The following is a 24,561-nucleotide window of genomic DNA, read 5'->3' on the forward strand; positions in this document are numbered from 1 at the left end:
CACCCCTAGTCCGCCTAAGGCCTGTCTCGTAGATCACCGTGTGAAGTCCTGCGCCGACCACCGGAACCTCAGGGGACCGTGACGGCACCCAGCCACCACCCACCTCGATACCCGCACCATTCGCCGGGACGCAACGCACACCTCTAATCCCGGGGAGGCGGACTAGCGGTGCTGGGCCAGCTCGAAGTTCACGCCTGGGGTCTGCGGGGTCCACCTCGGCAGCCAGCGGTCCGCCACCGGGAGCGAACCGTCCAGCGCCGCCAGCACGTGGCGCTCCGCCAGCGGTAGCACCTCGGCGACCGTGACCTGGCGGCCCAGCTCCAGCGACAGCGAGGTGACCCCGGCGTCCCGGATTCCGCACGGGACGATGTGGTCGAACGCCCCCAGGTCGGCGTCGCAGTTGATCTCGAAGCCGTGCATCGTCACGCCGCGTTGGACGCGGATGCCCAGGGCGGCGATCTTGCGTTCCGGGCGGTGGTCGGCGGCCAGCCAGACCCCACTGCGTCCCTCGACCCGGCCGGTGGCGAGGCCGAGCTCGTCGCACACGGCGATCAGGGCCTGCTCCACCCGGCGGACGTACTGGACGACGTCGACCGGGTCGGCGAGCTTCACGATCGGGTAGCCCACGAGCTGCCCGGGACCGTGCCAGGTGATCTTGCCGCCGCGGTCGACGTCGATCACCGGGGTGCCGTTGTCGGGGCGCTCGGAAGGCTCGGTGCGCTTGCCGGCCGTGTACACCGACGGGTGTTCCAGCAGCAGCAACGTGTCCGGACCGGTCTCGTCGGCCCGGGCCGACGCGAGCTCGCGCTGGAGCTGCCAGGCGTCCTGGTAGTCGATCGAGCCGAGCTCGCGGACGGCTACGGGAGCGCTGGACGCGCGGCAGGAAACGTGGGCCACGGACGCGACCCTACGCCGTCGGCCGGGATCCGGTCTCGATCACCGCTGGAGGGCGGCGAATGCCTCGTCGAGGTCCGGGTAGCGGAACGTGAATCCGTGTGCCGTCAACACCGCGGGCACCATGCGCTGGCTGAACAGGATCTCCTCGGCGCCGTCGCCGACCGCGACCCGCAGTGCGATCCGCGGGACGAACCACGGCGCCGGCCGGCCGAGCGCCCGGCCGAGGGCGCTGGTGAACTCGGTGTTGGTCACCGGGTTGGGCGAGCACGAGTTGACCGCGCCGTCGATTGCCTCGTTCTCGAGCACGAAGCGGATCGCCGCCACGTGGTCGGCCACGTGCAGCCACGGCATGTACTGCTTGCCGCTGCCGAGCCGCGCGCCCAGCAGCACGCTGAACAGCGGCCGCAGCAGGCCGAGTAGCCCACCGCGCCGGGACAGCACGTGCCCGGTCCGCAGCCGCACGACGCGGGCGCCCGCCTCCGTGGCCCGCCGGGTCGCGGCCTCCCAGTCGCGGCACAGCGCGGCCAGGAAGCCCCGGCCGCTCGGCGCCGACTCGTCCGTCTCGCGGTCGCCGGTGTCGCCGTAGTAGCCGGCGGCCGACGCGTTGACCAGCACGGGGATGCCGCGCTCGGCGACCGCGGCGGCCAGGACCTCGGTGGGCTCGACGCGGCTGTTGAGCAGCATCTGCTTGCGTGCGTGGCTCCACCGGCGGCTGGCGATGCCCGCGCCGCACAGGTTGACCACGGCGTCGACGCCGTCGAGCGCGCCGTCGTCGATGCGCCCGGCCGGGGGGTCCCAGCCGCGCTCGTCGACCGCGCCCGGGCGCCGCCGGACCAGCCGGACGACCTCGTGGCCGGCCGACCGCAGCTCCTCCAGGAGGGCCCTGCCGATGAGTCCCGACGAGCCCGCGATCGCGATGCGCATCTGCTACAGGCCCAGGTCGCCCTCGAAGTTCCCTTCCTGCAGCCGGTTCTTGATCGTGGTGAGGAACCGGCCCGCGTCCGCCCCGTCCACCAGGCGGTGGTCGTAGGTGAGCGCGAGGTAGGCCATCGAGCGGATCGCGATGGTGTCGTTGCCGTCGGCGTCGGTGACGACGACCGGCCGCTTCACCACCAGGCCCACGCCGAGGATGCCCACCTGTGGCTGCGGGATGATCGGCGTGTCGAACAGCGCGCCCTGGCTGCCCAGGTTGGTGAGCGTGAACGTGGCGCCGAACAGCTCGTCCGGGGTGACCTTGTTGGCCCGGGTGCGCTCCGCGAGATCGGCGATCTTGTGCGCGATGCCCGCGACGCTCAGGTCACCGGCGTTGTGGATGGCCGGGGACAGCAGCCCGCGCTCGGTGTCCACCGCGATGCCCAGGTGCTCGGCACCGTGGTAGGTCACCTCCTTGGTCTCGTCGTTGATCGACGCGTTGAGCTTGGGGTGCGCCTTGAGCGCCTCCACCGCGGCCTTGGCGAAGAACGGCAGGAACGTGAGCTTGACACCCTCGCGCTGCTCGAACGCCGACTTGGCCCGCGAGCGGAGCTTGGCGATGCGGGTGACGTCGACCTCGACGACCTGGGTGAGCTGTGCGGAGGTCTGCAGCGACTCGACCATGCGCCGGGACACCGTCTGGCGCAGCCGGCTCATCTTCTCGGTCTTGCCCCGCAGGTCGGCCTGCGGCGACGGGGCGGCGGGCGCCGGCCTGGCCGCGGCGGGTGCGGGTGCGGGGGCCGGCTGCTTGGCGGCCTCGGCGGCGGCCAGCACGTCCTGCTTGCGGATCCGGCCGCCGACGCCGCTGCCCTTGAGGCTGGACAGGTCGACCTCGTGCTCGGTGGCGAGCTTGCGCACGAGCGGCGTGACGTACGGGGACTCGCCGTTGGTCCGGTCGGTCACCGGCGCCGACCTGGCCGCGGCGGGCGCGGGGGCGGGCTTCGGGGCCTCCTGCTTGGGCGGCTCCGGCGCCTTCTCCTCCTGCTTCGGCTCGGGCGCGGGGGCCGGCGCGGCCTCCTGCTTCGGGGCTTCCCGCTTGGGCGCCTCCTGCTTCGGCTGCTCCTGCTTGGCCGGGGCCGCGGCGCCCGACCCGACGACCGCGAGCTGGCCGCCGACCTCGACGGTCTCGTCCTCGCCCGCCGTGATCTCCAGCACGGTGCCGGCCACGGGGGACGGGATCTCGGTGTCGACCTTGTCGGTGGACACCTCCAGCAGCGGCTCGTCGACCTCGACCGGGTCGCCGACCTGCTTGAGCCAGCGGGTGACCGTGCCCTCGGTGACGCTCTCGCCGAGCGCCGGCATGGTCACCGGGGTGCCCTCATCGGAGCCACCGGACGAGTCCGAAGTGGACTCCTCGGCCCGGGCCGGGGCGGCTGCCCGCGCGGGCTCCGGCTCGGCCTCGGGCTCGGGTGCCGCCTCTGCCTGCGGCTCGGGCTCGCTCTCCGCCTGGGCACCGGAGCCGCCGGAGTCGCCGGCCCCGGAGCCGCCGGTGCCGTCGCCGATGACCGCGAGCTCGGCGCCGACCTCGATCGTCTCGTCCTCCTGGGCGACGATCTTCTGGAGCACGCCGGCGGCCGGGGACGGGATCTCGGTGTCGACCTTGTCGGTCGACACCTCGAGCAACGGCTCGTCGACCTCGACGGTGTCACCCTCCTGCTTCAGCCACCGGGTGACGGTGCCCTCGGTGACACTCTCGCCGAGCGCCGGCATCTGGACGGAGAAGGCCATGGTTTCGCTGACTCCTTGGTACTAAACGGCTTCAGCCGTGCACGTGCAGTGGCTTGCCGGCCAGGGCGAGGAAGGCTTCGCCGAGCGCCTCGGTCTGGGTGGGGTGGGCGTGGATGAGCGGGGCGACATCCTCGGGGTACGCCTCCCAGTTGTAGATCAACTGTGCCTCGCCGACAAGCTCGCCGACCCGGTCGCCGACCATCGTGACACCCACCACGGGGCCGTCGGGCGCCTTCACGAGCTTGACGCCGCCCGAGGTCTTGAGGATCTGGCTCTTGCCGTTGCCGCTCAGCGCGTAGGTGTAGGTCTCCGCGCCGCCGAACTTCTCCTTGGCCTGCGCCTCGGTGAGCCCGACCGACGCGACCTCCGGCTTGCAGTAGGTGACCCGCGGGATGCCGGCCTCGTCGATGGGCCGCGGGTCGAGGCCCGCGATCTCCTCGGCGACGAAGATGCCGTGCTGGAACCCGCGGTGCGCGAGCTGCAGACCCGGGACCAGGTCGCCGACCGCGAACACGTTGTCGAGGTTGGTGCGCAGTCGGTCGTCGGTGCGGACGAAGCCGCGCTCCATGGTGATGCCGGCCTCCTCGTAGCCGTGGCCCGCGCTGTTGGGGCCGCGGCCGACGGAGACGAGCAGGGTCTCGGCCTCGATGGTCTCGCCGGACTCGAGCGAGACGGTGACGGCGGACTCGGTCTGCTCGGCGCCGGTGAACCGCACGCCGGTCTTGTACTTGATGCCGCGCTTGCGGAACGCGCGCTCGAGCTGCTTGGAGGCCCACTCGTCCTCGAGCGGGACGAGCCGGGGCAGCGCCTCGACGATGGTGACGTCGGCGCCGAAGGAGGACCAGACGCTGGCGAACTCGACGCCGATGACGCCGCCGCCGAGCACCACGACGCTCTGCGGGATGTAGTCCAGGTGCACGGCCTGGTCGCTGGTGATGATCCGGCCGCCGATGTCGAGGCCGGGGAGGGTGCGCGCGAACGAGCCGGTGGCCAGCACGACGTTGCGGCCGGTGTAGCGCTCGCCGCCCACCTCGACCGCGTTGGGCGCGACGAACGTGCCCGTGCCCTCGACCACGGTGACCTTGTTGGCCTTGGCGAGCCCCTGCAGGCCCTTGTAGAGGCCGCCGACCACACCGTCCTTGTAGGAGTTGACCCCCGCGATGTCGACGCCCTCGAGCGAGGACTTCACGCCGAACTGGTCGCCCTCGCGCGCGAGGTCCGCGACCTCCGCCGCGTGCAGCAGCGCCTTGGTGGGGATGCAGCCGCGGTGCAGGCAGGTGCCACCGAGCTTGTCCTTCTCCACCAGGATCACCGACAGGCCCAGGCCGGCCGCCCGGAACGCGCAGGCGTAGCCGCCCGATCCGCCACCCAGGATCACGAGGTCAGCGGAGGTATCAGTCACGGGTTCTCCTCGACGTGCGTCAGCGGGCGTGCGGTTACACAGCCACCACACATCATCTTGTCACTACCTGCGGCAGGCTTGCGAGGTGGCCGTATTGGCACAATGACTTAGGGACGTTCTTCTACGGAGGTTGCCGCCGTGGGTGTTTTCGACTCGTTGCGCAAGAAACGCAAGGGCGGTCAGGGGCAGGTGCGCGGGTCCAGCAGGCAGGACACCACGCATCTCGACGAGTGGGCCTCGAGCCGGGTGGGTGTCGAGGCGTTCGTCGAGCCGCGCACCCATGTCACCGAGACCACCATCCTGCTGGTGGCGCACGACGGCGAGTGGACGCGGCGGCGGATCGCGAGCCCGGAGGCGGCCGCGGACTTCGCGCGGAAGCGCAAGATGCCGCTGTACGAAGTGGAGCGGGTTGGCTACCCGAAGCGCATGAGGGAGTATCAGGCGCGGCAGAAGCGTGAGCGCGGTTAGCGCCGGCAACAACTTCAGAAGGGGCGTTTCGTGAGCGGGGTCACCGCGGTCGTCGACTTCGGCGCTACCGACACTGTGGTCGTGCTGCGAGTGCCGGGTCAGGCGCCGCGCGCGCTCGTGGGGGAGCCGTCCGCGGCCCTGCTGAGCGCCGAGGACCAGGTCCTGGTCGGCCGGGACGCGGTACGGGTGGGGGCCGAGCTCCCGGACCGGCTGGTGTCGGACCTGAAGGCCCGGGTGGGCCAGCGCGAGGTGCTGGTCGGCGGGGTCGTGCTGCCGGTGCCGGCGCTGGTCCGGGCGTTGCTGGTACGTGCCCTGAAGCCCGCCGGCCCGATCGACGAGCTGGTGCTCACGCATCCCGTCGGCTGGTCCGCGGCACGGGTCGACGTGCTCACCCGGGCCGCGGCGGGGCTCGCGCCCTCGGTCCGCACGGCGCCCGAGCCGCTCGCCGCGGCGGCGGGCGCGGACGTCGAGCCGGGGCAGACGGTGCTGGTCGCGGTCCTCGACGGCGACGCGGGCACGGCGGCCGGGGTGCGCCGCAAGGCGGCCGGGCTCGAGGTGCTGTCGCATTCGGAGCTGGCGCCGGACACGGATGTGCGCAAGGTCATCGCCGCGGCGCGGGCGGACCGGGTGCTGATCGTCGGCGGGTCGGCCAACGTCGCGGCGCTCGCTCGGCAGGCGGCCGAGACCGGGCGGCCGGTGCGGGTCGACCCGGAGCCGCGGACCGCGGTGGCCCGGGGGGCGTTGCGGCTGGTCGACGAGTGGCCCATGCCTGTTGCTCCCGTGCCGTCGCCGGCGTCGTCGTCCGGGCGGCCCGTGTTGCGCCGGGTGCTCGTGGGCGCGGCCGGGCTGGTGATCGTGGCCGCGATCGGTGCGGTGCTGATGCTCGGCTGGGGGCCGGGCCTGCAGATGGCGGGGAGCCCGGCGCCGGCCGCGGGTGCGTTGGTCGACGAGTCCGACCCGTCCGGCTCCGGGGGCGGCTCGGGTGAGCCGATGCCGCCGGTCGTCGCGGGTCGGGAGATGGTGACCGCGGGGCAGCCGGCGTTCACCGCGGGCCGGCTCAACGCGCCGGTCCGCTGGAAGCACACCTCCGGCACGACGCTCGAGCTGCGGGTCGACGGCGTGCAGGCGGCCCGGTCCGGGATGCTCGGCGAGGCGCCCACTGGGTACCGCTGGCTCACCGTGTCGATGTCGGGCGTCAACGTCAACGGGCCGGTGTGGGAGGGCGACTTCTCCCGGTACGTCGCCGCGCTCGACGACCGGGGGCTGCTGCTGCGCACGGTCGGCGACGGGGTGGTGCCGTGCGCGCCCGGTGGGGCGCTGCCGGTGGAGTCGGTGCCGCCGGGTGATCCGTTCACCGCGTGCGTGACGCTGCCGGTGCCCGAGCGGACGTCGGTGAGTGCCGTCGTGTTCGGGACGTTCGGGTCGGAGGCCGGTGCCCAGGCGCCCATCCGGTTCCCGATCTCGGTGCCCGCGGTCACCAGCGCCAAGCCGGCCCCGGCCCGGGTGGTCGGCAAGCTGGGCGCGCCGCCGGTCGAGGTGGACCTGGCCGGCACGACGATGCACGCGGGCTTCGATCTCGTTCTCACGCCGTCGGGGTACCTGGGGACCCGCCGCCCCGCCGCGGGAAGCAGGTTCGTGGTGGTGCGAGGCGCACTGGGCCCGGCGAACGAGGTGTATTTACGCGACGACCGCGGCGCCCTGAGCCGCCCGGCCGCGGGCTACGACTCGATGCCGGAGTGCCCGCCGTTCATCGGCCCGGGAACGAGCGACCACCCGGTGTACGCCTGCTTCGTGTACGAGATAGACGCGGACGCGGTGGTGACGGGCGTGACGTACGGCGCCCTGCCGGCCGACGGCCGACTGTCCGGCCAGGACATGGAACGCTGGCCCACGTGGACCCTGCGCTGACCCCTGAATGCTGACCCGCGAAGCGCTGACCCGAAGCGCTGACTCCCGAAACCGTCGGTGCTCGCGCATAGTGTCGAAAACGGGGGCGCCGGAGTTGTCCACAGGCATGCCCGACCGCGACCCGAAACCGTCGGTGCCGTCCCGTAGCGTTGAAAACGGGGGCTTCCCGGTTGTCCACAGGCCCGGCCGTCCGCGAGCCGAAAGTGTCGGTGTCCTCTGGTAAAGCCGATCTGAAACAGCGGTCCACGTCGGGTGGGCCGGCCGTCAGCCGTTCTCGGCGATGTCCGCCAGCACCGCGGCGATCGTCCGCACCGGTACGCCCGTGCCGCCCTTGGCGGTGTACCCGTACGGCCCGCCGTTGTTGAACGCCGGCCCCGCCACGTCGATGTGCGCCCACGGCAACCCGTCCGGCACGAACTCGCGCAGGAACAGTCCCGCGGCCAGCATCCCGCCCCACCGGTGCCCGGTCACGTTCGCCAGGTCGGCCAGCTTCGAGTCCAGGTCGCGCCGCAGCTCCTCGGGCAGCGGCATCGGCCAGCCGCCCTCGCCGGTCGCCGCCGCGATCGTGGCCACGCGGTCGCGGAAGTCGTCCGAGCCCATGATCCCCGCGGTCCGCCGGCCCAGCGCCACGACCTGCGCGCCGGTGAGCGTCGCCGTCTCCACCAGGTAGTCCGGCTCGTCCTCGCACGCCCGCACGATCGCGTCCGCCAGGATCAGCCGGCCCTCGGCGTCGGTGTTGACCACCTCGACGGTCTTGCCGCCGTACATCGTGAGCACGTCGCCCGGCCGGTACGCCGCGCCCGACGGCATGTTCTCCGCCATCGGCACGGTCGCGGTGACCTCCAGCGGGTACTTGAGCTTGGCCGCGAGCACGACCGACGCGACGACCGCCGCCGCGCCGGACATGTCCGACGTCATCTCCTCCATGTTCGCCGCCGGCTTGATCGAGATGCCGCCGGTGTCGAACGTGATGCCCTTGCCGACGAGCGCGACCTTCTTGCGTGCCTTGGGCCCGCGGTAGCGCAGCCGCACCACCCGCGGCGGCCGGCTCGAGCCCATGCCGACGCCGAGCACGCCGCCGAAGCCGCCCTTGCGCAACGCCTTCTCGTCCAGCACCTCGACCTCGAGCCCGGCCGCCCTGCCCAGGGCGGCGGCCCGCTCGGCGAACGACGCGGGGAACAGGTCGTTCGGCGGGGTGTTGACGAAGTCGCGGGCCGTGGTGACCGCCTCGGCGATCGCGGTGGCCGCTTTGAGCGTGGCGCGGTGCTCCTTCGCGGTGCCCTCGGCGGGGCTCACCAGGTCGAGCCGCTCGAGCGGCCCGTCGCCGGGCTCGGAGCGGTACTCGGTGAAGGAGTACGCGCCCAGCACGGCGCCCTCGGCCGCGGCCTGGAGGTCCACAGTGGACAACGTGCTGACCGCGCGCTTCGTGCCCGTGAGCGCGCGGGCCGCGGCACCGGCGGCGCGGCGCACCTCGTTGGCGCCGACCTCGCCCGCCTTGCCGAGCCCCGCGGCCACCACCACGCCGGCCGGCAGCCGGCCCATGGTGGGGATCTTCACGATCTCGTCCTGCTTGCCGGAGGCGCCCAGGGTGGCCAGGACATCGGCGAGCGTGCCGTCGAACGCGGCGTCGACCTGCTCGCCGCCCGGCGCCAGCGCGACGTTCTCGCCGTCCTGCACGGTGCCGATGATCACCGCGTCGACGGTGGCCTCAGCTGCCGCGGTGGTGGTGAGGGAGAGCTTGGGCGCGCTCAACGATCTGCTCCTGTCGGTCGGTTGCTGACGCATGCTAACTACTTGCGGCAACCGTGCCCACCGTCAGGTGGGCCGGACATGGTCTGACACCGTTCAGGCGTGTCCGAGACGGTACGGAGGGTGGACCTCGCCGCCCGTGGGGTGGCTTCGAGCTTCGGGGCGGGGCTGTTCGTGGGGCTCGCGCCGGCCGCGTCGCTGGCCGGGCCGTGGCTGCTCGTCTCGCTCGCGCCGGCCGTAGTCCTCGGCGCCCTGGCCGTTTTGTCCACATCGGAACGTCCACTCGATACGGCGCCGGTTCCGTTGCGCCGTATCGGGTTCGCGCTCTCGACGCTGGGCAGGCTGGCCGCGGCGGTCGCGGTGGCCGGCACGTTCGGCGTCTACGCCACCCCGGCGCGGCCCGCGCTCGGCGCGCTCGGCCTGGTGGTCGTGGTGTGCGCGGCGGTGATCGCCGGGGTGCCCCGGGTCGTGTTCCGCGTGGCGGCGGCCGTGGTGGTGGCGTGCCTGGCGGTCGTGGTGGCGGCCTGCTTCGCGATCGCGCCGGTCACGCCGGCGGTGGCCACGCCGGACGGGGGCAGCCCGCTCGGCGTGCTCCTGGCGGCCGGCCTGCTGTCGGTGTGCTTCTTCGGCACCGACCCCGGCGGCGGCCGGCGACGGGTTGGCGCGGTGCTCGTCCTCGTCGGGGTCGCGTGCTTCGCGGTGGCGGCGGCCGCGTTGTACCAGCTCGGGGCGGCGCGGCTGGCGCTCTCGCCCGCGCCCCTGCGGGACGTGCTCGCCGCCGCCGACGCGAGTGCGCTCGAGCCGCTGCTGGTCGCCGGCGTCGCGGTCGCGTGCGCGTTCACGTTGCTGGGGATCCTGCGTGGGCTGCGCGTGGCCGGCATTCCCGAGGTGCGGCTCGTCGCGGTGGCCGGGGCGGCCACCGCGGTCGGCAGCCTGTTCGTGCCGCCCGAAACGGCGCTCGCGGCCGCGGCCGTACTGCTGCTGGGTGACGCGGCGTTCAGGTTTGTCGCTGTCCGTCACCGGGGTGCCGGCCGGTGAGATGGTCGGACGACGGAATGTCCGATCGCCGAGTTCTCAGCCGGCTGACCGGCCGCTACCGTGCACCCATGACGTCCATATTCACCAGGAACCCGCACCCGTCACCGGCGACCCCGGAGCGGATCGCGGAGGTATTGGCCAATCCTGGGTTCGGGCAGCACTTCACCGATCACATGGTGACGGTTCGCTACGACCGGACGCAGGGCTGGCACGACGCGAAGGTCGGGCCGTACCACTCGATCACGCTCGACCCGGCGGCCATGGTGCTGCACTACGGGCAGGCAATCTTCGAGGGGCTGAAGGCCTACCGGCAGCCGAGCGGCACGATCGCGAGCTTCCGGCCCGAGGCGAACGCGGAGCGGTTCCGCCGCTCGGCGCGGCGCATCGCGATGCCGGAGCTGCCCGACGAGCTGTTCCTCGGGTCGCTGCGCGAGATCGTCGACATCGACGGCCGCTGGGTGCCGGAGGAGGACGAGGAGTCGCTCTACCTGCGCCCGTTCATGATCTCCACGGAGGCCGGCCTCGGCGTGCGACCCGCGTCGGAGTACCTGTACGTGCTGATCGCGTCCCCCGCCGGGTCGTACTTCGCGAGTGGCGTCAAGCCGGTGCGCGTGTGGCTGTCGCACGAGTACGTGCGCGCCGCGCCCGGCGGCACCGGCGCGGCCAAGTTCGCGGGCAACTACGCGGCGTCGCTGGTGGCGCAGGCGCAGGCCGCGGAGCAGGGCTGCGACCAGGTCGTGTGGCTCGACGCCGTCGAGCGCCGCTGGGTCGAGGAGATGGGCGGGATGAACCTGTTCTTCGTCTTCGGTTCCGGTGCCGACGCCCGGGTGGTGACCCCAGAGCTATCCGGCTCGCTGCTGGCCGGCATCACCCGTGACTCGCTGCTGTCGCTGGCCGCGTCGCTCGGGTACGGCGTCGAGGAGCGGCGGATCTCCACCGAGGAGTGGGAGAAGAAGGCCGAGTCGGGCGAGCTGACCGAGGTCTTCGCCTGTGGCACGGCGGCCGTGATCACCCCGGTCGGCGCGGTGAAGGACACCGAGGGCGAGTACACGATCAGCGGCGGCGCCACCGGCGAGGTGACGACGCGCCTGCGGTCCGCGCTGACCGCGATCCAGCGCGGTATGGCGCCCGACCCGCACGGCTGGATGGTGCCGCTGACCTGACCGGCGTCAGGCAAACGTGCAGATGGCCGCCACGATCGTGGTGGCCATCTCGCATGTCGCGCCCAGGACGTCGCCGGTGATGCCGCCCAGCCGCCGCCGCACGTGGGCGAGGAACCCGGCCACCGCGACGGCAGCGACGAGGACCGCGACCGGCCCGAGCCAGCTGTGGTCCCGGTCGACGAAGACGCTGGCCACCAGCAGTCCGGCGACCCACCCGGCCGGCACCGACACGTGTTGCGTGCCCGCGACCAGCGCTCCCAGCCCGTCCGGCCGCGCCGCCGGGATGCCGCGCAGGCAGCACGCCGCGAACGCCACCCGCCCGGCGACGACCGCGAGCACGACGGCCCACCACCGGTCGCCGGCGAGCGCGCCGAACGCCGACGCCTGCGCGCCGAGCGTGACGACCAGCGTCACCACGCCGAACGGTCCGACGCCGCCGTCGCGCATCACCGCGAGCGCACGCTCCGGCGGGCCGTAGCAGCCGAGCCCGTCCGCGGCGTCGGCGAGGCCGTCGAGGTGCATGCCGCGGGTGACGAGCGCGAGCAGCCCGACCGTGCCGAGCCCGGCGAGCAGGCCCGGCATGCCCGCCATGGTCAGGAGGGACACCAGCGCCGCGGCCGGCAGCCCGAGCAGCAGCCCGACCACCGGCGCGAGCGCGATGGCCCGGCCGCCGGTCGCGCGGTCCACGTGGACGTGGCCGGCGGGCAGGACGGTGAGCCAGGACAGCGCGAGCCGGAGCCCGGTGGCCATCAGGTCGCGTCGGGGTCGACGCCGGTCTTGGTGCTGGCGCCCGGGCCGCTGATGCCGGCTTCGGCGAAGGTGGCCATGTCCGCGAGGATGCGCACGGACATCGACAGCAGGGGGATGGCGGCGGTGGCGCCGCTGCCCTCGCCGAGGCGCATCCGCATGTCCAGCAGGGGTTCGAGGTCGAGCTGCTCGAGGACGAGCGAGTGTGCCGGCTCGGTGGAGCGGTGGCCGGCGACCCACCAGGCGCGGGCGCCGGGTGCCAGTTCCTCGGCGACCAGCGCGGCCGCGCCGGAGACGACGCCGTCGAGCACCACCGGGGTGCGGCGGACCGCGGCCTGGGCGAGGAAGCCGGCCATGGCGGCGATGTCGGCGCCCGCGACCGTACGAAGCAGGGCCACCGGGTCGGCGGTGACCGGCTTGGCCCGGCGCAGCGCGTCGCGGATGGCGGCGGTCTTGCGCATCCACGTGGTGTCGTCGATGCCGGTGCCGCGGCCGACCACGGCCACCGGCTCGGTGCCGGTGAGCGCGGCGATGAGGACGGCGGCGGCGGTGGTGTTGCCGATGCCCATGTCGCCGGCCACCAGCAGGTCGGCGCCGGCGTCGACCTCCTCGTCCACAATGGACTTGCCGGCCGCGAGCGCGGCGCCGACCTCCTCGTCGGTGAGCGCGTCCTCACGGTCGATCGAGCCGGACGCGCGGCGCACCTTGTGCTCGGCGACCTTCTCGTCGGTGTCGGAGTCGACGGACATGTCGACCACCCGCACCCCCGCGCCGACGCCCGCCGCGAGCACGTTGATGGCCGCACCGCCGGCGACGAAGTTGGCCACCATCTGCGCGGTGACCTCGCTCGGGTAGGCGGACACGCCACGCGCGGCGACCCCGTGGTCCCCGGCGAAGACGACGATCCTGGGGCGCTGCAAGGGGTTTGGTGGGGACTGGCCCTGGCAGGCGGCGAGCCAGGCGCCGAGCTCCTCGAGGCGGCCGAGTGAGCCTGGGGGCTTGGTGAGCTGCTGGTGCCGGGCGATCGCGGCCTGGCGGGCCGGCTCGTCGGGCGGGCTGACGGTCTCGAACTCGACCGGCTCGGTCATCCGGCTTCCCTTCAGGTCGGCGCTGTCACGTTGGCGCGTTTCAGGTCGGCGTGTTCTCGGCGCGGTCGTCGGTCTCGTCGGTCTCGTCGGGCGGTGCGGTCGTCGTCGACGCGGTCGCGTCGGTCGGTCAGCGCAGTCGCAGCGGGATGCCGGCGACCAGCAGCACCACGTGGGTGCACCGGTCGGCGAGTGCCGCGTTGAGCGCACCCAGCTGGTCGCGGAAGAGCCTGCCAGAACGACTGGCAGGCACGACGCCGAGCCCGACCTCCGCCGACACGAGCACGAGCTCGGCCTTGCTCGTGCCGACCGGACCGGCTGTGCCAGCCGCGCCGACGGCTCCAGCCGCGGTGGCTCTGCTGGCTGGATCAGCCGGGTCGACCCCGCCGCTGCCCGCGCCGGTAAGGGCGGCGGTCGCGTGGATTGACGCGACCGCGTCGGCCAGTTCGGTGCAGGCCTGTTGTACGGGCTCGAGGGAGCCGCCCTCCCAGGCGTTGGCGTCGTCGAGAACCGCGGTCAGCCAGGTGGCCAGGTCGTCGACGATTACCGGGCCTACTGCTCGCTCGAGGAACGGGGCCAGCTCGCCCGGGTCGGTGAGCTCCACCGTCCGCCAGGCCGGCGGGCGGCGTTGCTTGTGGGCGGCGATTCTTGCCATCCACTCGGCGTCGGCCGGGTCTGCCCGGGCGGTGGCCACGTAGGTGGCGGCCGTGTCGGCGAGCAGCCCTTCGGCGTGTGCGGACTTGCCGGATCGCGCGCCGCCTAGCACCAGGGTGACCACGACTGGCACGTTATCTTGTGCCACTGTGGACTATCGCTGGAGCTGTACGGGCAGTCCCCGGTTCGCCGACCAGGCCGAGGCCGAGGAATGGCTCGGCTCGGCCTGGCCGGAGCTGCGGGCTCAGGGCGTGGACGAGGTGACGCTCCTGCACGGCGACGAGGTGGTCTACGGGCCGATGAGCCTGCACCCGCCGGAGTAGCCGGCGTCAGCCTCCTAAGGTCGGGTCGGTCTCGACGACGCCGTCCAGGGCCTTGTCGATTCGGGCCAGTACATCCGCGTCCAGGCGGACGCCGGTGGCCTTCACGTTGTCGGTGACCTGTTCCGGGCGGGTGGCGCCGATGATGGCCGACGCGACGTTCTGGTTCTGGAGGACCCACGTGACCGCCAACTGGGCCATCGACAGGCCCAGGTCGTCCGCGATGGGCCTGAGCTGCTGAACCTTCTCGAGTACCTCGTCGCGCAGGAGGCGCTTGATGAAGGTCTTCCCCGACTCGTCGGTGGCCCGGGAGCCGGGCGGCACGGGCTGGCCGGGCAGGTACTTGCCGGTGAGCACGCCCTGTGCGACGGGCGACCACACGATCTGGCTGATGCCCTCGCGCTCACTGGCCGGCACGACCTCGGCCTCGATGACGCGCCACAGCATCGAGTACTGCGGCTGGTTGGAGATGAGCGGCACCTTCAGCTCGCGCGCCAGCTCGGCCCCACGGCGGATCTGGTCGGCCTTCCACTCCGAGACACCGATGTAGAGCACCTTGCCGGCCCGGACGAGGTCGGCGAACGCGAGGAACGTCTCCTCCAGCGGCACCGACTCGTCGAAACGGTGCGCCTGGTAGAGGTCGACGTAGTCGGTCTGGAGCCGCTTCAGCGACGCGTTGGCGGACTCGATGATGTGCTTGCGGCCGAGGCCCCGGTCGTTGGGACCGCCGGGCCCGGTGGGCCAGAAGACCTTGGTGAAGATCTCGAGGCTCTCCCGGCGCTGCCCTTCGAGCGCCCGTCCTAACACCGACTCTGCGCGCGTGTTGGCATACGCGTCGGCCGTGTCGAACGTGGTGATCCCCGCGTCGAGGGCGGCGCGCACGCACGCGTGCGCCTGCTCCTCCTCCACCTGGGAGCCATGGGTGATCCAGTTGCCGTACGAGATCTCACTGACGGACAGGCCGCTGCGGCCGAGTCGACGAAACTCCATGCGACAAACCTATCCGTGGAGTTGCTCCAGGTTGGCCGGAGAGGTCCGGCCTGTGGACAACTCGAGCGGTTGTGGACAACTAGACCTTGTCGCCCGCGCGCACCCGTGGCTTCGGCACCCGCAGCTTGCGGATCTGCGAGGCCCGGATGAACCCGTACCAGCCGATCGAGAGGCCGCGCGCCGGCTCCTTCGGGAACCGCTCGCGCACCAGCTTGGTGATCCGGCGCCCGGACAGCACGCCCTCGATGATCATCGCCACCAGCATCAGCAGGCACAGCAGCGTGGTGAGGCTCTGCACCCGCGGGTCCGGCACCAGCAGCGCGACGAAGATCAGGATCGCGAGCGGCATGAACAGGCCCAGCAGGTTGCGCCGCGCGTCGACGAGGTCGCGGACGTAGGCCTTGACCGGCCCGCGGTCACGCGGCATCAGGTACTTCTCGTCGCCGGCCATCATGCGTTCGCGCTGCTTGCCGCGGATCTCCCGGCGCTTGGCGGAGAGCTCCTTGCGCTCCTCCTTGTTGCCGCGTGCCCGGCGCATGGCCTCGCGCGTGGTGCGCGGCGGCGGCGCCACCGGCCCGCGCCGCTTCTGCTCGGCGTCGCGCCGCTTGGGCGTGGGCCGGCCCTTTGCGGGGGTGTGCGCCTTGGTCCTGGCGTCCTCGCCCGCGACGTCCTCACCGGCGTCGATCTCGGCGTCGGTGGACTCGGCAGCTTTGCGGCGAAGGAACCTCACAGAGCAAAGAGTAAGGGAGGCCCAACTACTCTTTGACCATGCGGGTCCTGATCGCTCCTGACTGCTTCGGTGGGACGTTGACCGCGCCGGAGGCCGCCGAGGCCATCGCCGCTGGATGGCGCAGTGGTGCGCCGGACGACGAGCTCACCCTCTGTCCGCTGGCCGACGGCGGGCCGGGCTTCGTCGACGTGCTGCACTCCGCGCTCGGCGGGGACCTGCGGCACCGCTCGGTGGCCGGTCCGCTCGGGGCCTCGGTGGACGCCGTCTGGCTCGAACACGACGGCACGGCCTACCTCGAATGCGCCCAGGCATGCGGGCTCACCCTCGTCCCGAAGGGCGAGCGGGACGCGCTCGCGGCCAACACGATCGGCGTCGGCGAGCTGATCGCGCACGCGCTGGAGGCCAAGGTGCACACGATCGTCGTCGGGCTCGGCGGGTCGGCCAGCACCGACGGCGGCGCGGGCATGTTCCGGGCGCTGGGCGCGGTGCCGGTCGGCGAGGACGGCGAGCCGCTGCCGCCCGGCGGCGGGTCCCTGGTCGACGCCACCCGGCTGGTGGGCGGCGTCGACCTCGGTGACGTCAAGCTGGTCGCGGCCTCCGACGTGGAGAACCCGCTGCTCGGCAAGCTCGGCGCGGCCCGTGTGTTCGGCCCGCAGAAGGGCGCCGACGACCTGGCCGTGCGCCGCCTGGAGCGCTCGCTCACCCGCTGGGCCGACCTGCTCGCCGAGGTCGCCGGCCGCGACATCCGCGAGGAGCAGGGTGCGGGTGCCGCGGGCGGGCTGGGTGCGGCGCTCATCGCGCTCGGCGCCACCGTCGAGTCCGGCGCCGGCGTCGTGCGCCGGCTCACCGGGCTGGACAACGCCCTGGCCGACGCCCAGCTGGTGATCAGCGGCGAGGGCAGCTTCGACTTCCAGTCGCTGCGCGGCAAGCTCGTCACCAGGGTCGCCGGCGCGGCGGCCGAGCGCGGCACCCCGTGCGTCGTGCTCGCCGGCCAGGTCAGCGTGGGCAGGCGGCGGGCGGCCGCGGCCGGCGTCGACTACGCCTACTCCGTCGCCGAGCACGTCGGATCCGCCGAGGCGTCGCTCGCCGACCCCGGCGGCACGCTCACCGCCTTGGCCAAGCACGTGTCCGCCCAGTGGACGCGGTAGCGCCGCGGTAGCGCAGTGGTGGCGGTAACACCTCGCCTCCAGCGACATGTGCGACCATGGGGGAAGAAAACGCGGACGATCCCGGTTGTCCACAGGTAGTAGTAGGAGTCCGAGGTCGAGGGAGAACCATGACGACCGCTCAGGAGAGCACCACCGAGACGGCCACCCACGGGGTGACCTTGTCGGATGCCGCCGCCATCAAGGCCAAGGCCCTGCTCGACCAAGAAGGTCGGGACGACATGCACCTCCGCATCGCCGTCCAGCCGGGTGGCTGCGCGGGCCTGCGCTACCAGCTGTTCTTCGACGAGCGCACGCTCGACGGCGACCTCCTCCGCGACTTCGGTGGCCTCAAGGTCGCCGTCGACCGGATGAGCGCGCCGTACGTCCAGGGCGCCACGATCGACTTCGTCGACACGATCGAGAAGCAGGGCTTCACCATCGACAACCCCAACGCCGGTGGTTCCTGCGCGTGCGGCGACTCGTTCCACTGACCCCACGCCTACGCAACGGGCCGCGACCGACTGGTCGCGGCCCGTTGTCGTATGCCGCTCAGATGTAGACGTCCACGTCGCTCACCTGGGCGTAGCAGGCGTCGTCGACGTGCCACGGCTCCGCCGCTCGGGCTGGGGAGAAGTCCTGGTCAGTGGAGCGGGACTGGACCGGGATGGCCGCGCAGTCCGCGATGAGCTCGGCCATCGTGGCTCGATCGGTGATGTGCACGAACTCGAACCTAAGTCGAGCTGGCGGTACTGCACACCCTTACCGACCGGTAGTGTCAAAGGGTGTCCCCTCGTGGGTCGCGGTGATCAGCGCCCACTAATCTTGGAGACTTCGGTTCACTCCAACTGACGACCACCAGACAGGGGAAGCCCTCGTGCCCGTCGCCGTCTCCGGAAGCATCGCCACCGATCACCTCATGCACTTTCCCGGGAAGTTCTCCGAGCAGCTCGTCGCCGAGCAGCTGCACCGGGTCTCGCTGAGCTTCCTCGTCGACGACCTGGTCGTCCGCAGAGGTGGGATCGGGGCCAACATCGCGTTCGGCATGGCTGTCCTCGGCTCGTCCCCGGTGCTGGTCGGCGCGGTCGGCAACGACTTCGGCGACTACCAGTCCTGGCTCGAGCGGCACGGCGTCGACTGCGCAGGCGTGCACGTCTCGGAGACCGCGCACACCGCCCGGTTCGTCTGCACCACCGACGACGACATGTGCCAGATCGCGTCGTTCTACGCCGGCGCGATGGCCGAGGCGAGGCTGATCGAGCTGCACCCGATCGCGCAGAAGGTCGGCGGTCTGGACCTGGTGCTCATCAGCCCGGACGACCCGGACGCGATGCTGCGGCACGCCGACGAGTGCCGCCAGCGCGGCTACGAGTTCGCGGCGGACCCCTCCCAGCAGCTCGCCAGGATGAACGGCACCCAGATCCGCTCGTTCATCGCCGGCGCGAAGTACCTGTTCAGCAACGACTACGAGTGGGAGCTCCTGCGCCGCAAGACCGGCTGGACCGAGCGCGAGGTGCTCGACCGGGTCGGCGCCCGCATCACCACGCTGGGCGAGAAGGGCGTCGAGATCGTCGACCGCGACGGCACGGAGATCAACGTCAACGCCGTGCCGGAGACCGTGAAGGCCGACCCGACCGGCGTCGGCGACGCGTTCCGCGCGGGACTGCTCGCCGGTCTCGAGAAGGGCCTCGGCCTGGAGCGTGCCGCGCAGCTCGGCTCCTACATCGCGGTGCTGGTGCTCGAGACCGTCGGCCCGCAGGAGTGGTCCTTCGACAAGGCGCAGGCGCTCACCCGCATCGGCGCCGCCTACGGTCCGGAAGCCGCCGAGGAGATCGCTCCCATCCTCCCGTAGGTACCGCTTCCGGTGACCGGCTGGTAACTGTAGGCGCATGCGCGCACTCGCGGTCGCCGCCGCCCTCCTGCTGGTCCTCGCCGGCGTGGCCTCGGCCTCGACCGGACCGTGGCAGCCCGTGGGCTCGGACGTGGCCAGGCCACTGGACGAGAGCCAGGGCCTGGCCGTGGTCGAGCGCCCCGGCGGGACGGCCGTCCGGTACACCGGCGTCGGCACGGTCCCGCCGTCCCTGTCCTCGCGCGGGTGGAACCATGTGGGTGACCCGGGTGCGGGGCACGGCTACTACGTGGAGCCCTACCAGCGCGACGACCGCGGGGCGAAGCTGTTCCGCGTCGAGGCGCCGGACGGCACATGGGCGGAGTACACGCACGCGCTCGAGCCGTGGGAGGCGTCGAACAACTCCTTCGCCGCGGTCTCGCCGGACGGCCGGTGGCTGCTGGCGGGCGAGTGGGGCACGATGGATCGCCTGCTCGTGCACCCGATGCCCGGGATCGCGCACCCCGATCCCGCGGCGAACCTGCCGTACGCGTCGGCCGTGCGGCTCGACCGGCCGGTGCGGGACATCCAGGGCTGCGACTTCGTCACCGCCACCCAGCTGCTGTGCTCCTCCGACGACCCCGAGGGGTCGCTGTTCGGCGTGACGAAGCCGCTGCTGCAGGTCGACCTCGCCGGCCCGGTCGGCGGCGCGGACGTGACCGGCACCGTGACCGCGCTGGGTCAGCTGCCGCTGGAGAGCGGCTGCTCCGGCGCGTTCGAGGCCGAGGGCATCGACTACGACGAGCGCGACGGGACCCTGCGGGTGGTCGTGCTGTCGCCGAGCATCTGCGTGGCCTTCGACAGCAAGACCTGGCGCTTCCGGCGGGCCTAGAGCTTGACCGGGTAGTGCGGCTCGGGGATGCGGGGCTGGATGCGGCGCTCGATGAAGATGCCGTGCCAGAGCATGTACACGAGCAGCGCCCAGATCCGCCGGCTGTGGTCCAGCGTCCCCGCCCGGTGCTCCTCCAGCAGCCGCAGCACCGCGTTCTTGTCGATCTCCTCGTCGGTCTGGGACTTGAGGACGATCTGGCGGGCCCAGTCGTACATCTCGTCGCGCAGCCACAGGCGGATCGGGACCGGGAAGCCGAGCTTGCGGCGGTTCAGCACGTGCGGCGGGACGATCTGGCGCAGCGCCTGGCGCAGCGCGAACTTGGTGGTCTCCTTGGTGATCTTCTGGTCCAGCGGGATCTTCGCCGCCACCTTGAAGACCTCGGTGTCCAGGAACGGCACCCGCAGCTCCAGCGAGTTGGCCATCGTCACCTTGTCGGCCTTGACCAGGATGTCCCCGCGCAGCCAGGTGAACAGGTCCACGTGCTGCATGCGGGTCACCGGGTCCCAGCCCTGCGACTCGCGGTACGGGCCGGCCGTGACGTCCATGTGGCTGACCCGGCCGTCGAAGGTCCGCAGCACCGACCGCAGCTGGTCGTCGCGGAAGATGCGGGCGTTGCCGTAGTAGCGCTGCTCGAGGTCCAGCGCGCCGCGGCGCAGCAGGTCCTTGCCGCGGGTGCCCTCCGGGATCTTGGTCGACAGCGAGCCCATCGCCCGGCGCAGCGCGCCCGGCACCTTCTCGAACGCCGCGAGGGACAAGGGTTCCCGGTAGATCGTGTAGCCGCCGAACAGCTCGTCGGCGCCCTCGCCGGACAGCACGACCTTCACGTGCCGGCGTGCCTCGCGCGCGATGAACCACAGCGGCACGAGCGCCGGGTCCGCGACCGGATCGTCGAGGTACCAGACGATGAGCGGCAGCGCCTCCATCATCTCGTCCGGCCCGACCGTGCGGACGACGTGCTTGACCCCGATCGCGGCCGCGGACTCGGCCGCGACGTCGACCTCGGAGTAGCCCTCGCGCTCGAACCCCGTGGTGAACGTCACGAGGTTCGGGTTGTGCTCCCGGGCGAGTGCGGCGATGGCCGTGGAGTCGATGCCGCCGGACAGGAACGAGCCGACCGTGACGTCCGCACGCATGTGCTTGGCCACCGAGTCGCGCATGACGTTGGCGATCTCGTTGTAGAGCCGCTCCGGGGACTCCTTGCGCAGCGGCGTCGGCCGGAACGTGTGGAAGAAGTACCGGTCGGTGACCATGCGTCCGCCGGGGGAGATGGTGAACGACGTGCCCGACTCGATCCGCCGGATCTCCTGGTGCATCGACTCCGGCTCCGGCACGTACTGCAGCGTCAGGTAGTGCTGCAGTGCCTTGCGGTCCAGCGTCGAGGGCACCCGCAACCGGGGCGCCAGCTCGAGGAGCGCCTTCTTCTCGCTCGAGAACGCCACCCCGCCCGGGCCCGCCGAGTAGAACAGCGGCTTGATGCCGAACGGGTCGCGCGCGCCGAACACGACCCGGCGCCGCCAGTCCCAGATGAGGAACGCGAACATGCCGCGCAGCTTCGAGACCGCGGCCTGGCCGAGGTAGTGGTACAGCGCGACGATGACCTCGCCGTCGCCGTGCGTGCGCATGGTGGCGCCGTGCTGCTCGATCAGCTCCTGGCGCAGCTCGAGGTAGTTGTAGATCTCCCCGTTGAACAGCAGCGTGTAGCGCTCCTGCACGCCTTCCGGGCTCCAGTGCAGGGGCTGGTGGGAGTGGTCGACGTCGATGATGGACAGCCGGTTGAAGCCGAACACCACCTCGTCGCCGGCCCATGTGCCGCTCTCGTCGGGACCGCGGTGGCGCACGCAGCGCAGCGCCGACGCGACCGCGTCCCGGCTCGCGCTGGCATCGGATTCGGTAGGGCAGACCAGGCCAAGCAGACCGCACACGTCTCCGGCACAACCTCTCGCGTCGAGTGCTCGTCGAGCCCAAGTATGGCGGCTGCGGACACGGGCGCCCCTACGCGGTGTGGCCTGGGTCCCTCGGCTAGGCTCCCGGGCTAGATCACCATTGTCTTAGGAGGGGCGCGCAGTGAGTGAAACGAGGCGCACACCGGCTATCAGGCTGGCCGGTCTGGCCGGGCTCGCCGGGCTGGTCTCCCTCACCGTGTCGGGCTGTTCGACCAGCGAGGTACTGCGCTTCGGCTGGCCCGAGGCCGTCACCCCGCAGGCCGCGCGGATGCGTGACTTCTGGACCTGGTCCGTGGTCGCCTCGCTCGTCGTCGGTGTGCTCGTCTGGGCGCTGATCCTGTGGCCGGTCATCGCGCACCGCAAGCGCGGGGACAAGCTGCCCAAGCAGTTCCAGTACAACCACTTCCTCGAGTTCATCTACACGGGCATCCCGTCGATCATCGTGGTGGTGCTCTTCTACTTCACGATCACGACGCAGAACTACGTCCTGGCCGAGGAGGCCCCGGAGGACGTGGACGTCAACGTGAACGTGCTGGCGTTCCAATGGAACTGGCAGTTCGAGTACGAGACGTACAAGGACACCTCCGGCGCCACGGTCGCGCCGCGCACGCCCGAGGGCCCGCTGGTCACCACCATCGGCAACTCCAGGGAGATCCCGCTGCTCGTGTTGCCCACGAAGAGCCAGATCCACTACACGCTGCGCGCCCGCGACGTCATCCACTCGTTCTACGTGCCGGAGTTCAACTTCAAGCGGGACGTCTTCCCGTACCCGGAGAAGAACCACCAGGACAACACGTTCCAGAACTCGATCGACCGCGAGGGCTCCTTCGTCGGCCGCTGTGCCGAGCTGTGCGGCACCTACCACTCCGGGATGAACTTCGAGGTCCGGGCGCTGAACGCGAAGCGGTTCGACCGGTTCATGGTGCTGCGCCGGTCCATGAACGCCGACACGGGCAGGCCGTACACCGCCGCCGAGTCCCTGGCCCTGATGGGCAAGGAGGACCCGAGCTGCGGCGACCTGTGCAGCCCGACGGCCACCACCACCTCGCCGTTCAACACCGACCGGACCACCCGCACGTCGACGAAGTGAACGCGACCGGTCTTTCGAGAGTGAGGACAGCATGAAGGTCGAAGCCAGGCTCTTCGACGTGACGACCGTGTTCTTCTTCCTGGCCGCGATCGTCTACGGGTTCTGGGCCAAGGAGCCGGTCGGCCTCGTCGCCCTCATCCTCACCGGCGGGCTGTCGCTGATCATCGGCTCGTACTTCCACTTCGTCGCCCGCCGCGTGGAGCGGCGCCCGGAGGACAACCCGGACGCCGAGATCTCCGACGGGGCGGGGGAGATCGGGTTCTTCAGCGCCGGGTCCTACTGGCCCGTGGGGATCGCCGCGTCGGCCGGGCTCGCCGCGATCTCGCTCGCGTTCTGGCAGGTGTGGCTGCTCGTGATCGCGATGGTGCTGGTCCTGCTCGCCGTGGGTGGGCTGGTGTTCGAGTACCACACCCGGCCGAACACCACCGACTAGGTCCTCTCGAAGCTGCCTCGTTCCTGAAGAGGCTGGGCCGGCTGGTGTCCGCTATCGGGCAGCCCGTCAGGCCGTGACGAGCCAGACCTGAGGGCCGTCCCCTAGTTGGCCGCGGCCAGGGTTTGCGCCCGCAGGCTGTTCGACAGGGTGACCCAGTTCTTCAGCAGGTCCGCCGCCCGGCCCGAGTCGATGGCTGCCGCGGCCGTCTCCATGCCTGCGCGCAGGTCCGCCGTCAGGTCGGTCGTCAGGCCGCGGAAGGCCGCGATCGCGCCCGCCGCGTTCACCAGGACCGTGTCGCGCACCGGGCCCGCGGCGCCGCTCAGCAGGGTGTGCAGCACCTCGGCGTTCTTGGCCGCGTCGCCGCCCGCGAGGTCATGGGCGCCGCTCGGGGCCAGGCCGAGGGCTCGCGGGTCGATCTTGTCCACGCGCACCGTGCCGTTCGAGACCACCCAGGCCGTGGTGGTCGTCGTGGTGGTGATCTCGTCCAGGCCGTCGTCGCCGCGGGCGACGAGCACACTGAAACCTCGGCTTGCCAGGACCTCGGCCACGATCGGGGCCAGGCGCTCGTGGGCGCAGCCGACCAGCGCGGCCGTGGGCTGGGCGGGGTTGGTCAGCGGGCCCATGATGTTGAACGCCGTGGGAATGCCGATCTCGCGGCGGGTGGGGCCCGCGTGGCGGAACGCGGGGTGGAACGCCGGCGCGAAGCAGAACCCGATGCCCAGCTGGTGCACGCACTCGGCGACCGCCTCGGGGGACAGCTCGATGGCAACGCCGAGGTGTTCCAGCACGTCGGCCGAGCCGCACCTGGACGACGCCGCCCGGTTGCCGTGCTTCACGACCGGGACGCCGGCCGCGGCCGTGACCAACGCGCTCATGGTGGAGATGTTGACCGTGCCGGCCTGGTCGCCGCCCGTGCCGACGACGTCGGCACCCGGTGTGTCGATGGTCACGCGGACCGCGTGCGACAACATGGCCTCGGCCATGCCGGCCACCTCGGCCGCGGTCTCGCCCTTGGCGCGGAGCGCGACGGCGAACGCGCCGATCTGGGACGGCGTGGCGGTGCCGGACATGATCTCGTTCATCGCCCACGAGGTGTCGGCGGCGGCGAGGTCGTTGCCGGCGACCAGCTGGTTGAGCAGGGCCGGCCAGGTCGCGACGGGCGTGCTCACGACGCCCCCTCGCAGGCTCGGTGTCGCCGCTCGCGGTCGCCCTGTGTCGATGGTTCGCTCGCAAGCTCACTCACGATTCGATCACCCTTGATAGACGGGGAGCTGCTTGTTGCGCAGCACGTCGGCGACGGTCTCGGCGGCGGCCAGCGGGTCGAGCGGGTGCACGATCACCGCGTCGGCCTGCGACCAGGTCGCGAGCCATCGGTCGTC

At 72.0% G+C, this 24,561-nt stretch carries 24 protein-coding genes; 11 read left to right on the forward strand and 13 right to left on the reverse strand.

The annotated features are described in order from the left end of the window. Positions 1 to 162 precede the first annotated feature (162 nt). Genes lipB through lpdA form a run of 4 tightly spaced genes read right to left on the reverse strand, consistent with a single transcriptional unit; the run spans position 163 to position 4,999 of the window. Entirely contained in the window at positions 163 to 897 is a 735-nt protein-coding gene (gene lipB, locus VGD70_RS13155; RefSeq protein ID WP_331081515.1) for a lipoyl(octanoyl) transferase LipB, read from the reverse strand. A 39-nt stretch (positions 898 to 936) separates the two neighbouring features. Next, complete coding sequence (locus tag VGD70_RS13160) at positions 937 to 1,821, reverse strand: TIGR01777 family oxidoreductase (protein ID WP_331081517.1); 885 nt, start codon at positions 1,819 to 1,821, stop codon at positions 937 to 939. A gap of 3 nt (positions 1,822 to 1,824) precedes the next feature. Further along, positions 1,825 to 3,597 carry a 2-oxoglutarate dehydrogenase, E2 component, dihydrolipoamide succinyltransferase gene (gene sucB, locus VGD70_RS13165; protein ID WP_331081519.1) on the reverse strand — a complete coding sequence of 591 codons (1,773 nt, stop codon included), beginning with the start codon at positions 3,595 to 3,597 and terminating at the stop codon, positions 1,825 to 1,827. A gap of 31 nt (positions 3,598 to 3,628) precedes the next feature. Then, positions 3,629 to 4,999 (reverse strand): dihydrolipoyl dehydrogenase, encoded by a 1,371-nt coding sequence (lpdA, locus tag VGD70_RS13170; RefSeq protein ID WP_331081520.1) that lies wholly within the window; start codon positions 4,997 to 4,999, stop codon positions 3,629 to 3,631. A gap of 138 nt (positions 5,000 to 5,137) precedes the next feature. On the opposite strand from lpdA, the gene VGD70_RS13175 reads away from it, so the two are divergent. Then, entirely contained in the window at positions 5,138 to 5,467 is a 330-nt protein-coding gene (locus tag VGD70_RS13175; RefSeq protein WP_331081522.1) for an oxidoreductase, read from the forward strand. A gap of 30 nt (positions 5,468 to 5,497) precedes the next feature. Beyond that, a complete protein-coding gene (locus VGD70_RS13180) occupies positions 5,498 to 7,375 on the forward strand; it encodes a hypothetical protein (protein WP_331081524.1) in 1,878 nt (625 codons plus the stop codon). A 264-nt stretch (positions 7,376 to 7,639) separates the two neighbouring features. Here VGD70_RS13180 and VGD70_RS13185 read toward each other — a convergent pair whose 3' ends face one another. After that, positions 7,640 to 9,127, reverse strand: a complete 1,488-nt coding sequence (locus tag VGD70_RS13185) for a leucyl aminopeptidase (RefSeq protein ID WP_331081526.1) — start codon at positions 9,125 to 9,127, stop codon at positions 7,640 to 7,642. Between the two features lie 99 nt (positions 9,128 to 9,226). Between VGD70_RS13185 and VGD70_RS13190 the strand changes: the two genes are divergently transcribed. Further along, positions 9,227 to 10,162, forward strand: coding sequence for a hypothetical protein (locus VGD70_RS13190; RefSeq protein WP_331081529.1), 936 nt, complete (start codon positions 9,227 to 9,229; stop codon positions 10,160 to 10,162). 68 nt (positions 10,163 to 10,230) lie between these two features. Then, the gene (locus tag VGD70_RS13195) at positions 10,231 to 11,325 is read left to right on the forward strand and encodes a branched-chain amino acid aminotransferase (RefSeq protein WP_331081531.1); all 1,095 of its coding nucleotides are present in this window, start codon (positions 10,231 to 10,233) and stop codon (positions 11,323 to 11,325) included. Positions 11,326 to 11,331: 6 nt separating this feature from the next. Here VGD70_RS13195 and VGD70_RS13200 read toward each other — a convergent pair whose 3' ends face one another. The 3 genes from VGD70_RS13200 to VGD70_RS13210 all read right to left on the reverse strand — a co-directional run bounded on the left by VGD70_RS13200 (position 11,332) and on the right by VGD70_RS13210 (position 13,935). Continuing rightward, positions 11,332 to 12,075 (reverse strand): adenosylcobinamide-GDP ribazoletransferase, encoded by a 744-nt coding sequence (locus VGD70_RS13200; protein WP_331081532.1) that lies wholly within the window; start codon positions 12,073 to 12,075, stop codon positions 11,332 to 11,334. Beyond that, the gene (cobT, locus tag VGD70_RS13205) at positions 12,075 to 13,160 is read right to left on the reverse strand and encodes a nicotinate-nucleotide--dimethylbenzimidazole phosphoribosyltransferase (RefSeq protein ID WP_331081534.1); all 1,086 of its coding nucleotides are present in this window, start codon (positions 13,158 to 13,160) and stop codon (positions 12,075 to 12,077) included. Before cobT ends, VGD70_RS13200 begins: the two co-directional genes overlap by 1 nt. Before the next feature lie 127 nt (positions 13,161 to 13,287). Next, on the reverse strand, positions 13,288 to 13,935 hold the full coding sequence (locus VGD70_RS13210; protein WP_331081535.1) for a bifunctional adenosylcobinamide kinase/adenosylcobinamide-phosphate guanylyltransferase: 648 nt from the start codon (positions 13,933 to 13,935) through the stop codon (positions 13,288 to 13,290). A gap of 25 nt (positions 13,936 to 13,960) precedes the next feature. Between VGD70_RS13210 and VGD70_RS13215 the strand changes: the two genes are divergently transcribed. Then, complete coding sequence (locus VGD70_RS13215; RefSeq protein ID WP_331081536.1) at positions 13,961 to 14,134, forward strand: hypothetical protein; 174 nt, start codon at positions 13,961 to 13,963, stop codon at positions 14,132 to 14,134. 6 nt (positions 14,135 to 14,140) lie between these two features. On the opposite strand, the gene VGD70_RS13220 is transcribed toward VGD70_RS13215, so the two are convergent. Both VGD70_RS13220 and VGD70_RS13225 read right to left on the reverse strand, forming a co-directional pair. After that, the gene (locus tag VGD70_RS13220; RefSeq protein ID WP_331081537.1) at positions 14,141 to 15,121 is read right to left on the reverse strand and encodes an aldo/keto reductase family protein; all 981 of its coding nucleotides are present in this window, start codon (positions 15,119 to 15,121) and stop codon (positions 14,141 to 14,143) included. A gap of 79 nt (positions 15,122 to 15,200) precedes the next feature. Then, complete coding sequence (locus VGD70_RS13225; RefSeq protein ID WP_414637957.1) at positions 15,201 to 15,851, reverse strand: DUF3043 domain-containing protein; 651 nt, start codon at positions 15,849 to 15,851, stop codon at positions 15,201 to 15,203. 38 nt (positions 15,852 to 15,889) lie between these two features. On the opposite strand from VGD70_RS13225, the gene VGD70_RS13230 reads away from it, so the two are divergent. Both VGD70_RS13230 and VGD70_RS13235 read left to right on the forward strand, forming a co-directional pair. After that, the gene (locus VGD70_RS13230) at positions 15,890 to 16,999 is read left to right on the forward strand and encodes a glycerate kinase (protein ID WP_331081539.1); all 1,110 of its coding nucleotides are present in this window, start codon (positions 15,890 to 15,892) and stop codon (positions 16,997 to 16,999) included. 128 nt (positions 17,000 to 17,127) lie between these two features. Continuing rightward, on the forward strand, positions 17,128 to 17,490 hold the full coding sequence (locus VGD70_RS13235) for an iron-sulfur cluster assembly accessory protein (protein WP_331081540.1): 363 nt from the start codon (positions 17,128 to 17,130) through the stop codon (positions 17,488 to 17,490). A 58-nt stretch (positions 17,491 to 17,548) separates the two neighbouring features. Here VGD70_RS13235 and VGD70_RS13240 read toward each other — a convergent pair whose 3' ends face one another. Then, positions 17,549 to 17,719, reverse strand: a complete 171-nt coding sequence (locus tag VGD70_RS13240) for a hypothetical protein (protein WP_331081542.1) — start codon at positions 17,717 to 17,719, stop codon at positions 17,549 to 17,551. A 196-nt stretch (positions 17,720 to 17,915) separates the two neighbouring features. Between VGD70_RS13240 and VGD70_RS13245 the strand changes: the two genes are divergently transcribed. Further along, positions 17,916 to 18,848 carry a carbohydrate kinase family protein gene (locus tag VGD70_RS13245; RefSeq protein WP_331081556.1) on the forward strand — a complete coding sequence of 311 codons (933 nt, stop codon included), beginning with the start codon at positions 17,916 to 17,918 and terminating at the stop codon, positions 18,846 to 18,848. 37 nt (positions 18,849 to 18,885) lie between these two features. After that, positions 18,886 to 19,716, forward strand: a complete 831-nt coding sequence (locus VGD70_RS13250; protein ID WP_331081544.1) for a hypothetical protein — start codon at positions 18,886 to 18,888, stop codon at positions 19,714 to 19,716. Here the strand turns inward: VGD70_RS13250 and asnB are convergent. Beyond that, positions 19,713 to 21,638: an asparagine synthase (glutamine-hydrolyzing) gene (gene asnB, locus VGD70_RS13255; RefSeq protein ID WP_331081546.1), complete on the reverse strand. Its 1,926-nt coding sequence runs from the start codon at positions 21,636 to 21,638 to the stop codon at positions 19,713 to 19,715. The genes VGD70_RS13250 and asnB overlap by 4 nt on opposite strands. A 142-nt stretch (positions 21,639 to 21,780) precedes the next feature. Here asnB and VGD70_RS13260 point away from each other — a divergent pair, with 142 nt between their 5' ends. After that, positions 21,781 to 22,749, forward strand: a complete 969-nt coding sequence (locus VGD70_RS13260; RefSeq protein WP_331081548.1) for a cytochrome c oxidase subunit II — start codon at positions 21,781 to 21,783, stop codon at positions 22,747 to 22,749. A gap of 31 nt (positions 22,750 to 22,780) precedes the next feature. Further along, a complete protein-coding gene (locus VGD70_RS13265) occupies positions 22,781 to 23,182 on the forward strand; it encodes a cytochrome c oxidase subunit 4 (RefSeq protein ID WP_331081550.1) in 402 nt (133 codons plus the stop codon). Between the two features lie 101 nt (positions 23,183 to 23,283). On the opposite strand, the gene trpD is transcribed toward VGD70_RS13265, so the two are convergent. Beyond that, positions 23,284 to 24,351, reverse strand: coding sequence for an anthranilate phosphoribosyltransferase (gene trpD / locus VGD70_RS13270; protein ID WP_331081552.1), 1,068 nt, complete (start codon positions 24,349 to 24,351; stop codon positions 23,284 to 23,286). Positions 24,352 to 24,561: the final 210 nt, after the last annotated feature.

Source organism: Actinophytocola sp. (genome assembly GCF_036402745.1).
Lineage (GTDB): Bacteria > Actinomycetota > Actinomycetes > Mycobacteriales > Pseudonocardiaceae > Actinophytocola.